The following is an 11,767-nucleotide window of genomic DNA, read 5'->3' as shown; positions in this document are numbered from 1 at the left end:
GTGCCGCCCACCCCGGTGGAGGAGGCCGCCAGGTTCGCCCGGGTGAGCGAGGACGGCCACGTCACGCTGCTGGACGGGCAGGAGGAGCACGCGGTCGGCCAGGTGCCGGACGCGAGCACCGAGGACGCGCTGGCGTACTTCGTGCGCAAGTACGACGACGTGCGCGCCCAGATGGCCCTGTTCGAGCAGCGCATCGCCGCCGGCGCCCCCTCGAGTGAGCTGGGCCGGGCGCTGGGTCAGATGACGACCGCGGTGAACGAGCGCCACATGGTCGGCGACATGGACGCCCTCCGCACCCGCCTGGCGGCCCTGGAGACCCTCCTGGGCGACTACCGCGCCGCGGAACAGGAGGCCCGGCAGGCCGCCCAGGCCGAGCAGCTGGCCACCCGCGAGGCCATCGTCGCCGAGGCCGAGACCTTCGCCCAGACCCCGGCCGAGCGGATGCCCTGGAAGACCGCGTCCAAGCGCATGACGGAGCTGTTCGAGGAGTGGAAGGCCGCCCAGAAGGCCGGTCCGCGTCTGGCCAAGTCGGTCGAGGACGACCTGTGGAAGCGCTTCCGCGGCGCCCGCACCGCGTTCGACAAGACCCGCCGCGCCCACTTCTCCCGGCTGGACGCCGCCTCGGCCGAGGCCAAGCAGGTCAAGGAGCGTCTCATCGCCCGTGCCGAGGAGCTGTCCACCTCCACCGACTGGGGCGTGACCGCCGGCAAGTACCGCGACCTGATGGACGAGTGGAAGCGCGCCCCCCGGGCCTCCCGCAAGGAGGACGACGCCCTCTGGGCCCGCTTCCGCGCCGCCCAGGACGTCTTCTTCGCCGCCCGCAAGGCCGCGAACCAGGAGATCGACCGCGAGTACGGGGCCAACCTGAAGGTGAAGGAGCAGATCCTCGCCGACGGCCAGAAGCTGCTCCCCTTCACGGACGTCAAGGCCGGACGGCGCGCGCTCAACGAGCTGCGCGGGCGGTGGGAGGATGCCGGCCGCGTGCCCCGCGGGGACGTCCGTCGCATGGAGGAGGGCTTCCGCAAGCTCGAGGACGCCCTCAAGCAGGCGGAGAACGAGCACTGGCGCCGCACCGACCCGGAGACCAAGGCCCGCACGAACTCCGCCCTCACGCAGCTCGAGGAGACCATCGCCGGGCTCGAGGCGGATCTCGCCCGGGCCCAGGCCCGGGGCGACCAGCGCGCCGTCAAGAAGGCCCAGGAGGCGCTCGACGCGCGCCTGCAGTGGAAGCAGGCCCTCGAGGCCTCGGCCTCCGAGCTCCGCTGAGCCCCACCCGTCTCGAGCACGCCCCCGCGGCCCGCCTGTCCACAGGCGGCCGCGGGGGCGTCCCCGTCTCTGGCAGGCTCCAGGCATGACGACCGTGACGATCGAGGAGACCGCCCCGACCGGGGCGCTCGTGCTGGCGGGCGACCCCTTCACGGAGCCGGAGCTGCAGGCGCTCGGCGCGCGGGGCGCCGTGCGGCCGCTGCTGCCCGGAGTGTGGGCGCGGCCGGACGCCGCGGAGGATCCCGCGGTCCGGGCCGCTGCCCTGTGGACCCTCGGCGGCCCGCTCCTGGCCGCCGGCTGGACCGCGATCGGCCCGTCGGCGGCCTGGATCCTGGCCGGCGGCGCAGCGCCCGGGCGGCTGTACGCTGCCGTGCCGCACTTCCACCGGCGCCCCGCCGGCGGGGGCCTGCTGCCCTGGACGCTCACGCAGTCGGACGTCGCGGCCGATGCCACGGGCGTCGCCCCCGCCGAGCACGACGTGCTCCGCTTCGGCCCCGTGCGGGTCACGACGCCCGCCCGGACAGTCGAAGACCTGCTGCTCAGCGCCGACCCGGATGCGGCGCGGCGCGCGGCCGCCGTGATCGGCGCCCACGGCGCCGCCGGGCTGCGGGAGCGGCTGGCCCGCCGGACCCGCCGTGCCGGCGTCGTGGCGGCCCGGCGCCGGCTGGGCGCGCTGCTGGCGGCGCTGGACGTCCCCGACTGAGGCCGGGAGGCTCAGGTGCGGTGCACGTCGAAGACGCCGTCGATGCGGCGCACCGCGTCGATCACGTGGCCGAGGAACCGGGGGTCGCCCATCTCGAAGACGAACCGGCTCATCGCCACGCGGTCGCGGGTGGTGTTCACGGAGGCCGAGAGGATGTACACGTGGTTCTCGGAGAGGACCCGTGTGACGTCGGAGAGCAGCGACTTGCGGTCCAGCGCCTCGATCTGGATCTCCACCAGGTAGACGGTGTCCCGCGACGGCGCCCAGCTGACCGGGGTGCGGCGCTCCGGCTCCTGCGCGAGCAGGGTCGCCAGGTTGGGACAGTCGACCCGGTGCACGGAGACCCCGGAGCCGCGGGTGACGAACCCGTCGATGGCGTCCGGCGGCACCGGGTTGCAGCACCGTGCCAGCTTGGCCATGACGCCGCCGTCGCCGTCCACGAGCACGCCGGCGTCGTTGGTGGCCCGCGCGGGGGCGCGCCGCGACTGGGCCGGGACCAGCTCCTGCAGGTGCACCTCGCCGACGGTCAGCTCGCCCTCCGGCTCGGCCTGCGTCGGCGTCGGCGGAGCGAGGCGCTCCGCGACGCGTTCCTGCACGGACTGGGCGGACACGTGGCCGTCGCCGAGGGCCACGAACAGCCCGTCGAGGTCCGCGTAGCCGAGATCCGTGGCCACCTGCACCAGCTCCTCGCCGCCGAGCACCTGCTGCACGGCCATGCCGGCCTTGCGCAGCTGACGGGTCAGCGACTCGCGTCCCCGGTCGGCCTGCTCGTCGCGGCGCTGCGTGGCGAAGTGGTGACGGATCTTGGACCGGGCGCGCGGCGAGACCACGAAGCCCAGCCAGTCCCGGCTCGGCCCCGCGTCCTCGGCGCGCGAGGTGAAGACCTCCACGGTGTCGCCGTGGCTGAGCGGCGTGGACAGCGGGACGAGCTTGTCGTTGACCCGGGCGCCGATGGTGCGGTGGCCGACGTCGGTGTGGATGGCGTAGGCGAAGTCCACGGGCGTGGAGCCCGCCGGCAGGGTGCGGATCTCCCCCTTCGGCGTGAAGACGTACACCTCGTCCGCCCCGATCTGGGTGCGCAGCGAGGCGAGGAACTCGTCCGGGTCCCGGGTGTCCGCCTGCCAGTCCATCACCGAGCGCAGCCAGGCCGGCGTGGCCTGCACCGGCGCCTGGCCGGCGGCCTGGGCCTTGTACCGCCAGTGCGCGGCGACGCCGTACTCGGCCTGGCGGTGCATCTCCTGCGTGCGGATCTGGATCTCCACCGGCTTGCCGCCCGGCACCATCACCGTGGTGTGCAGGGAGCGGTACATGTTGAGCTTCGGGACCGCGATGTAGTCCTTGAACCGGCCCGGGACCGGGTTCCAGCGGGCATGGATCACGCCGAGCACGGCGTAGCAGTCACGCACGGAGTCCACGAGCACCCGGATGCCCGTCAGGTCGTGGATGTCGTCGAAGTCCTTCCCACGCGTCACCATCTTCTGGTAGATCGAGTAGTAGTGCTTCGGCCGTCCGGTGACGGTCGCCCGGATCCGGTGCTCACGCAGGTGCTCCTCGATCACGGTGCGCAGCGCCGCGATGTGCTTCTCCCGCTCCGGGTTCCGCTCCCCCACGAGGCGCACGATCTCCGCGTACATCTTGGGCTTGAGGGCGGCGAAGGAGAGGTCCTCGAGCTCCCACTTGACGGTGTTCATGCCGAGCCGGTGGGCCAGCGGGGCGTAGATGTCCAAGGTCTCCTGGGCCTTGCGGGCGCTGGACTCCGGGGAGACGTACCGCCACGTGCGCGCGTTGTGCAGCCGGTCGGCGAGCTTGATGAGCAGGACGTTCACGTCCTGGGCCATCGCGATGACCATCTTGCGCACGGTCTCGGCCTGCGCCGCGGCGCCGTAGGTCACCTTGTCCAGCTTGGTCACCCCGTCCACGAGGAGGGCGACCTCGGAGCCGAAGTCGGCGCGCAGGCGCTCCAGGGAGTAGTCCGTGTCCTCCACGGTGTCGTGCAGCAGGGCCGCCAGGAGCGTCGGGCCCGTCACGCCGATCTCGGCCAGGATCGTGGCGACCGCGACGGGGTGGGTGATGTACGGGTCCCCGGAGCGCCGCATCTGCCCCTCGTGTGCCGCGCGGGCGACCTCGAAGGCGCGGACGATCTCGGCCAGCTCGGTCTTGGTGGCTCGCTGCCGCACCGTGCGCATCAGCGGCTCGAGCAGGGGCGAGTACTCGGTGGCGTGCCGGCCGGTCAGACGTGCGATCCGGCTGCGGGGCCGGACCGGGGCGCGGGTGGGGTCCTGCTCGCTCATGGGCCACGCCTCCTGACTCGTGCGGCCCCGACCGCTCCGGCCGGGATGATCGGCGAGTCTACCCGCGCCCGTCCCGCCCCGCCCCAGAAAGACCGCCGGGGCCCGTGCCGGGGCCGCAGCGGCTCCGTCAGAGTCGCGCGCCGTCGTCCCAGGGGGCGACGTCGGGATCGGTGACCGCGTCTGAGCCACGCTCCCGGGTGGCGCGGGCCGCGGCCCGGGCGTCGTGGTCGCGCACGTCCGGGTCGTTGCGGCGCAGCAGGGCGTACAGGGGCGCCTGGAGGAACAGGGTGGACAGGGTGCCCACGATGATGCCCACGAACAGCGCGAGCGCGATGTCCCGCAGCGTGCCGGCACCGAGCAGCCCCGCGCCGATGAACAGGATCGAGCCGACCGGCAGGATGCCGACGACGGAGGTCGTGATGGACCGGACGAGCGTCTGGTTCACCGCGAGGTTCACGTTCTCGACGAAGGAGCGCTCCGGGTCCTCCTCGGCCCCGATCGTGTTCTCGCGGATCTTGTCGAAGACCACCACGGTGTCGTAGAGCGCGTACGACAGGATCGTGAGGAAGCCGATGATGGCCGACGGCGTGATCTCGAAGCCGGTGGCGCCGTAGATGCCGGCGGTCAGCGCGACCACGTAGAGCATGCCGAGCACGGCGGCCAGGGACATCTTCCAGGTGCGGAAGTACACGGCCATGAACAGGGTCACGAGCACCACGAAGATCACCAGGCCGATCAGGGCCTGCTGCGACACCGCGGCGCCCCAGGTCGGCCCCACGAAGGTCGAGGTCACCTGGTCCTGGCCGACGCCGTAGGCCTCCTGCAGGTTCGCGGCCACGGCTCGGGTCTGGGCGTCGTCGAGCTGCTCGGTCTGGACGCGCACGGTGCCCGGGGCGACGTTCGTGACGGTGGCGTGGCCGTCGGCCAGCACGTCGGTCACGGCGCGCTCGCCCGCGGCCACGTCGGTGGAGGCCGTCTGCGAGACGGTGAACTCGGAGCCGCCCCGGAACTCGATGCCGAGGTTGAAGCCGCCGCGCAGGGCGGTCAGGCCGCCGGCGAGGACGAGCAGCAGGGCGGCGAGGGCGAACCACCACCGCCAGCGCTGGATGAACGGGTAGGAGATGCGGCCCGAGTAGAGGGCGTTGCCCCAGTCGGCGAAGCGGTTCACTGGTCCTCCTCCTGGCGGCGGCGCTCGGCGCGGCGTCGCTCGGCGATCGTCATGGGCGGCGCGGTGCGCGAGCGGCGGCCGCCCCCCCGGGCGGACGAGCCCGCGCGGGGGGCGCCCGTCGCGACGAGCGGGCGCGGGGCGTCGGTGGCCGCCGCGTCGTCGGCGGCCGCCGCGTCAGCCGGCTCGTCGGAGTCCTCCGCCGGGAGCCCGGTGCGGGGGGCGTGGGCGGGCTCGCGGAAGCGGCCGGCGCCCTGATACAGGGACGGCCCGCCCAGCAGCGACGGGTCCAGTCCGGACATCGGGTGTCCCTCGCCCACGAAGCGGGTCTGGGCCAACAGCACCATGAGCGGGTGGGTGAACATGAACACCACGATCAGGTCGGCGATCGCGGTGAGGCCGAGGGTGAACGCGAAGCCGCGCACGTTGCCGACGGCCACGAAGTACAGCACGACGGCGGCCAGCAGGTTCACGGCCTTGGACGCGGTGATCGTCCGCCGGGCGCGCTTCCAGCCCTCGTGCACGGCGACGGGCACGGTGTGGCCCGCGCGCAGCTCGTCCTTGATGCGTTCGAAGTAGACGATGAACGAGTCCGCCGTCAGACCGATCGCCACGATGAGCCCGGCGATGCCCGCGAGGGACAGGCGGTAGTTGTCCGTCCAGCCCAGGATCGCGATGGTCAGCCACGTCAGCACGCCCGCCACGATGATCGAGGCGAAGGTCAGAAGGCCCAGGGCCCGATACTGGAAGAACTGGTACACGGCCACGAGGCCGAGGCCGATCAGGCCGGCGATCAGGCCCCAGAAGAGCTGGTCCCGGCCGAGCGTGGCGGAGATCTGCTGCTCGGACTCGATCGAGAAGGAGATCGGCAGGGAGCCGTAGTTGAGCTGCTCGGCCAACTGCGCCGTCGTCTGCTCGTTCAGGGTGGGGCCGCTGATCTGCGCGCTGCCGTTGGTGATGACCACGTTGGACTGCGGCGCGGAGATCACGTCCCCGTCCAGCAGGATCGCGAACTGCTTGCGCGGGTCGCCCTCGGGGTACGGGGTGAGCTTCTGGGTGACCTCCGTGAAGGCCTTGGTGCCCTCCTCGTCGAACTCGATGTTGACGACCCACTGGTTGGTGGAGACGCCGCCCTGGGCCTGGGCCATGCCGTTGGACGCGCCCTTGATCTGGGTGCCCGGGATGACCACGGGGCCCAGGATGTACTTCTGGGCCGGCGTGACGGCGCCGTCGGCGAGCTCCTCGGAGGGCTGGCAGGCGACGATCGCCCGGTCGGACGGCGGCGGGGGCGCGGCCGGGTCCCGCGGGGCGGTGCAGTCCGTGGCCTGGAACTCGGCCAGCAGGGCCGGGGTGACCCAGTTCGGGTCGTAGGCGTCCGCCGGCTCCCCGTCGGGCTTCGGCAGCTGGTCTTCTGGCAGGCGCTGGTCCTCGGGGGTGGCCTCCCCCGGGCCGGACTGCAGCACGGGGCGGAACTGCATGTCCGCGGACGCCTGGATCAGGCGGCGGGTCTCCTCGTCCGGGACCCCGGGCAGGGAGACGACCACGTTCTGGGAGCCCTGCGTGGCGACCTCCGCCTCGGCCACGCCGGAGCCGTCCACACGCTGGCGGATGATCTCCACGGCCTGGTCCAGCTGCTCGGGGGTGACGGACTCGCCCGTCGAGGTCTCGGGGGCCAGCACCATCTGCGTGCCGCCCTCGAGGTCGAGGGCGAGCTTGGGAGCCCAGGAGGCCGCGCCGGAGGCCACGCCCCCGCCGAGGATCGCGGCCAGGACCACGAGGAGGGCGGCCAGCCAGGTCAGGGTGCGCCCGGCGGAGCCGGAGGGTGTTCTCTTCGCCATTGCTCAGGTGCTTCCGTCACATCCGAGCGGCCCCGCCAGGCGGGGCCGCGTGTGCAGGGGTGGGTGGGCCTCAGGCCAGGTCGTCGCGGCGCGGACGCGGGTCGGCGTCGTCGGCGCGGTACTCGGTGCCGGGGGCGTCATCCCGACGCGACGGGTCCGTGGTGGGCGCGGCGGCCGCGGCGGCCGTCTCGGGCTCCACGACGGTGGTGATGCCCTGCAGGTGCACGTCCATGCGCGTGCCCGGGGCGGTCTCCAGCGTCACCCGCTGGGCCTCGGCGTCCACGGCCACGACGGTGCCGAAGATGCCGGCGCCGGTCATGACCTCGAGGCCCGGGGCGAGGGTGCTGCGCATCTGCGCCTGCTGCTGCTGCATCTTCTTGCCCTTGCGGAAGGAGAGGAAGAGCATCACCGCGAGCAGGGCGAAGGCGAAGAGCATGAGCAAGCTGCCACCGCCTCCCTGGGCCTGCTGGGCGATCACGGGCAGGGTCGCGGCGGTGGCGACGGGCATGGGGGACTCCTGATGCTCGGGGTGGGCGGGCCTGTCCAGTGTAGGGGCCCGCCCTGGGCGTCACGGCCCCGGCGTGGCCTCTGGAGCGGCGAGGCCCAGGTGCTCCCAGGCCCCCGGCAGCGCGACGCGGCCACGGGGGGTGCGCGCCACCATGCCCTCGCGGATGAGGAAGGGCTCGGCCACGGTCTCCACGGTCTCGGCCTCCTCCCCCACGGCGGTGGCCAGCGTGCTGAGCCCCACGGGCCCGCCGCCGAACGTGGTGCACAGGGCGGTGAGCACGGACCGGTCGAGCCGGTCCAGGCCCCGCCCGTCGACGTCGTACATGTCCAGGGCGGCGGCGGCGTCGTGCGGGCCGACCTCGGCCAGCCCCTTCACGAGCGCCCAGTCCCGCACCCGGCGCAGCAGCCGGTTGGCGATGCGCGGGGTGCCGCGCGAGCGCCGGGCGATCTGCCGGTACCCCTCCGTGGCCAGCCGCATGTCCAGCAGCAGGGCGGAGCGGCGCAGGACGCGCTCGAGCTCCTCCTCGGTGTAGAAGTCCAGGTGGCCCGTGAAGCCGAAGCGGTCGCGCAGCGGCCCCGGCAGGAGGCCGGCCCGCGTGGTGGCGCCCACGAGCGTGAAGGGCGGCAGCTCGAGCGGGATCGAGGTGGCGCCGGCGCCCTTGCCCACCACGATGTCCACGCGGAAGTCCTCCATGGCCATGTAGAGCATCTCCTCGGCCGGGCGGGACATCCGGTGGATCTCGTCGAGGAAGAGCACCTCGCCCTCGGTGAGCGAGGACAGGATGGCCGCGAGGTCGCCCGCGTGCTGGATCGCGGGGCCGGAGGACAGCCGCAGGGGGGCGTTCATCTCCGCGGCCACGATCATCGCCAGCGTGGTCTTGCCGAGCCCGGGCGGGCCGGAGAGCAGGACGTGGTCCGCGGCGCGGTCCCGCAGCCGGGCGGAGGCGAGCATGAGGTCCAGCTGCTCGCGCACGCGCATCTGGCCCACGAACTCGTCCAGGTGCTTGGGGCGCAGCGCGACCTCGAGCCGGCGCTCCTCCGGGTCGACGGCCGCCGCGGACAGCGGTGAGGACTCCGCGCTCATCGCCCGCCTCGCACCGCGCCGGCCATGCCGACGTCGCGCAGGGTGGCGCGCAGCAGCGCGGCGACGTCGCGGCCCTCGTCCAGCTCCGGGCGGGCCGCCACGGTGGCCTCGACGGCCTTGAGCGCCTCCTTCTCGGACCAGCCCAGGCCGGCCATCGCCTGCACGACGTCGGCGTGCCAGAGCGCCTCGACGGTCGGCTCGGCGCTCGCCTCGGCCTCCGCCTCGGGCACCGGCTCCCCGGTGGGCGCGAGGCGGCCGGAGAGCTCGACGATGATCTTGCGCGCCATCTTCGGCCCGATGCCGGGCACGCGGGTGAGGGTCTTCTCGTCCTCCTCGGTGACCGCCCGGCGCACGGTCTCGGGGTGGTGGACGGAGAGGATCGCCAGGGCGAGGCGGGGACCCACGCCGTTGGCCGTGATGAGCACCTCGAACACCTCGCGCTCGTCGCGGTCCGCGAAGCCGTAGAGGGTCAGGGCGTCCTCCTTGACCACGAGGTGGGTCTGCACCGCCCCCGGCCGGCCCTCGTGCAGGGTGGACAGCGTCTGCGGGGTGGCGGAGAACTGCACACCCAGGCCGCCGACGGCGATGACCGCCCGGTCGAGGGCCACGTGCTCGACGGTGCCGCTGAGCGAGGCGATCATGAGGGGCCCTCCTGTCGGGACGGACGGACGCCGGTCGGCGCGGATTCGAACATATCATCGAACGCCGGCCCGGCAGCGGCCTACCGGCGACGCCCGCCGCCCGCCGAGCGCTCGGCGTCGAGCCAGGCCCGCTGCGCGGCGGTGAGCTGGCCCCGCGGGCGGGCGCGCGCGGGCGCCTTGGCGGCGAACTGCGAGCGCCCCGCCCGGGAGGCGAGGTCTGCGGTGTCGAGGCCGGTCTGGCCGGCGGCCGCGCCGAGGGCGGTGCCGCGCCAGCCGTGGGCGATGGCCAGGGCGAGGGCGTCGGCGGCGTCGGCCGGGCGCGGCGGGGCGTCGAGGCGGAGGATCCGGGTGACCATCGTGGTGACCTGCTCCTTGCCCGCGTCGCCGTGTCCGGTGACGGCGGCCTTGACCTCGGAGGGGGTGTGCAGGCCCACGGGGACGCCGGCGCGTGCGGCCGCGGCGATCGCCACGCCCGCGGCCTGGGCCGTGCCCAGCACGGTCGGCGTGTTCGTGTTCGCGAACATGCGCTCGACGGCGGCGCGGTCGGGCCGGTGCGCGGCGAGGACCGCGGAGACGGCCTCGTCGATGCGCAGGAGCCGCTGGTCGAGCGAGGCGGTGGGCGGGGTGCCCGCAACCTCGACGTGGACGAGCGCGGCCCGCCGTCGCGCGTCCACGTCCACCACGGCGATCCCGCAGCGGGTGAGCCCCGGGTCCACCCCGAGGATCCGGACGACGTCGGCGGGCCGGCGCGCGCTCAGCGCGATCAGTCCTCGTCGAGCTCGGCGAGGACCTCGGGGGCGATGTCCACGTTCGAGAAGACGTTCTGGACGTCGTCGAGGTCCTCGAGCGCATCGGCCAGCTTGAGGAAGGTGCGGGCGCCCGACGCGTCCAGGTCCACCTTCATGGTGGGGACGAACTCGAGCTCGTCGGACTCGTACTCCACGCCCGCCTCGTCGAGGGCCTTGGCCACGGACTGCAGGTCGGAGGGGTCCGAGAGGATCTCGAAGGAGTCGCCGGAGAGGACGACCTCCTCGGCGTCGGCGCCGCCCTCGAGCACGGCCTCGAGCAGGCCGTCCTCGGTGTTGCCGTCGGCGGGCAGGCGCACGAGGCCCTTGCGCTCGAAGAGGAAGGAGACGGAGCCGGAGTCCGCCATGGTGCCGCCGTTGCGGGTGACGGCCGCACGCACGTCCGCGGCGGCGCGGTTCTTGTTGTCGGTCAGGCACTCGACCAGCAGCGCGGAGCCCTGGGGGCCGCGGACCTCGTACATGATCTCGGCGTAGTCGATGACCTCGCCGGTCAGGCCGGCGCCGCGCTTGACGGCGCGGTCGATGTTGTCGTTGGGCACCGAGGCCTTCTTGGCCTTGGACACGGCCAGATCGAGCGCGGGGTTGCCGGCGACGTCGGGGCCGCCGGCCCGCGCCGCGACCTCGATGTTCTTGATGTACTTCGCGAACGCCTTGGCGCGCCGCGCGTCGATGACGGCCTTCTTGTGCTTGGTGGTCGCCCATTTGGAATGTCCTGCCATCACGCCTCCTCAGGTCTGGATCTCGTCTGCTGGCTCGACCGCCCAGTCTAGCGACGCCCGGTGGGGTGGTGCGGATCACGGCTGACTACACTCGCGCCCATGACCCACACCTCCGCGTCCTCCGTCCTGCCCGCCGACCACCCGCTGGCGACCCCCTCCGACCTGCCCTACGGGCTGCCCGACTTCTCCGCCGTCTCCGACGCGCAGCTGGCCGAAGCCGTGCGCGCGGGCATGACGGCCCAGCGCGCCGAGGTCGACCAGATCCTCGGGGCGGCCACGGCGCCGACCTTCGAGAACACCGTCCGTGCGCTCGAGCTGTCCGGCCAGCTGCTGCGCCGCTCCGCCGCGATGTTCTTCACGCTCGTCGGCTCGGACGGTACGGACGCGCGGCAGGCCCTGGCCGAGGAGCTCTCCCCCGAGCTCGCGGCCCACGAGGACGCGATCCTGCTGGACCCGCGGCTGGCCTCGCGCGTCGCGGCGATCGACGACGGCGGCCTCACGGGCGAGGACGCCCGCCTGCTGGAGGCGCTGCGCCTGCGCCTCTCCCTGGCGGGGGCGGACCTGGACGAGGCCGCGCGCGAGGAGCTGCGCGGGATCAACACGGAGCTGGCGTCCCTCTCGGCCGCCTACACGCGCCGCCTCGTCGCGGACACCGCGGCCCGCGCCGTGCTCGTCACGGACCGCGAGCGCCTGGCCGGTCTGAGCGAGGACGACCTGGCCGCGGTGTCCGCGACGAGGCGGCGCGTG

Annotated in this window: 10 protein-coding genes and 1 pseudogene; 3 read left to right on the top strand and 8 right to left on the bottom strand. The window is 73.7% G+C overall.

Annotation, left to right across the window (positions count from 1 at the left end):
* Positions 1 to 1,266 (top strand): DUF349 domain-containing protein (locus QL983_RS07520; protein WP_290152127.1); only part of this gene is annotated, 1,266 nt, incomplete at its 5' end.
* An 85-nt stretch (positions 1,267 to 1,351) separates the two neighbouring features.
* Complete coding sequence (locus tag QL983_RS07515; RefSeq protein WP_041103664.1) at positions 1,352 to 1,969, top strand: hypothetical protein; 618 nt, start codon at positions 1,352 to 1,354, stop codon at positions 1,967 to 1,969.
* 11 nt (positions 1,970 to 1,980) lie between these two features.
* On the opposite strand, the gene QL983_RS07510 is transcribed toward QL983_RS07515, so the two are convergent.
* From QL983_RS07510 to QL983_RS07475, 8 genes are all read right to left on the bottom strand, one after another.
* The gene (locus QL983_RS07510; RefSeq protein WP_095694638.1) at positions 1,981 to 4,260 is read right to left on the bottom strand and encodes a bifunctional (p)ppGpp synthetase/guanosine-3',5'-bis(diphosphate) 3'-pyrophosphohydrolase; all 2,280 of its coding nucleotides are present in this window, start codon (positions 4,258 to 4,260) and stop codon (positions 1,981 to 1,983) included.
* A gap of 127 nt (positions 4,261 to 4,387) precedes the next feature.
* On the bottom strand, positions 4,388 to 5,428 hold the full coding sequence (secF, locus tag QL983_RS07505) for a protein translocase subunit SecF (protein ID WP_282962988.1): 1,041 nt from the start codon (positions 5,426 to 5,428) through the stop codon (positions 4,388 to 4,390).
* Positions 5,425 to 7,263, bottom strand: coding sequence for a protein translocase subunit SecD (gene secD, locus QL983_RS07500; protein WP_290152121.1), 1,839 nt, complete (start codon positions 7,261 to 7,263; stop codon positions 5,425 to 5,427). The genes secF and secD overlap by 4 nt, the downstream gene beginning before the upstream one ends.
* Before the next feature lie 70 nt (positions 7,264 to 7,333).
* Positions 7,334 to 7,771 carry a preprotein translocase subunit YajC gene (gene yajC, locus QL983_RS07495; protein ID WP_144862042.1) on the bottom strand — a complete coding sequence of 146 codons (438 nt, stop codon included), beginning with the start codon at positions 7,769 to 7,771 and terminating at the stop codon, positions 7,334 to 7,336.
* Positions 7,772 to 7,831: 60 nt separating this feature from the next.
* On the bottom strand, positions 7,832 to 8,854 hold the full coding sequence (gene ruvB / locus QL983_RS07490; protein WP_095353336.1) for a Holliday junction branch migration DNA helicase RuvB: 1,023 nt from the start codon (positions 8,852 to 8,854) through the stop codon (positions 7,832 to 7,834).
* Positions 8,851 to 9,495 (bottom strand): Holliday junction branch migration protein RuvA, encoded by a 645-nt coding sequence (gene ruvA, locus QL983_RS07485; protein WP_049147639.1) that lies wholly within the window; start codon positions 9,493 to 9,495, stop codon positions 8,851 to 8,853. Before ruvA ends, ruvB begins: the two co-directional genes overlap by 4 nt.
* Positions 9,496 to 9,575: 80 nt before the next feature.
* On the bottom strand, positions 9,576 to 10,211 hold the full coding sequence (gene ruvC, locus QL983_RS07480; protein WP_290152116.1) for a crossover junction endodeoxyribonuclease RuvC: 636 nt from the start codon (positions 10,209 to 10,211) through the stop codon (positions 9,576 to 9,578).
* 47 nt (positions 10,212 to 10,258) lie between these two features.
* Complete coding sequence (locus QL983_RS07475; RefSeq protein WP_271437969.1) at positions 10,259 to 11,020, bottom strand: YebC/PmpR family DNA-binding transcriptional regulator; 762 nt, start codon at positions 11,018 to 11,020, stop codon at positions 10,259 to 10,261.
* A gap of 99 nt (positions 11,021 to 11,119) precedes the next feature.
* Between QL983_RS07475 and QL983_RS07470 the strand changes: the two are divergent.
* Positions 11,120 to 11,767 (top strand): annotated as a pseudogene (locus QL983_RS07470) (M3 family peptidase); the annotation flags it as partial.

This window comes from Micrococcus sp. APC 4021 (assembly GCF_030407635.1).
Taxonomy (GTDB): Bacteria; Actinomycetota; Actinomycetes; order Actinomycetales; family Micrococcaceae; genus Micrococcus; species Micrococcus luteus.
The sequence above is the reverse complement of the archived record's forward strand: the minus strand, read 5'-3'. Positions and strand labels throughout refer to the sequence as shown.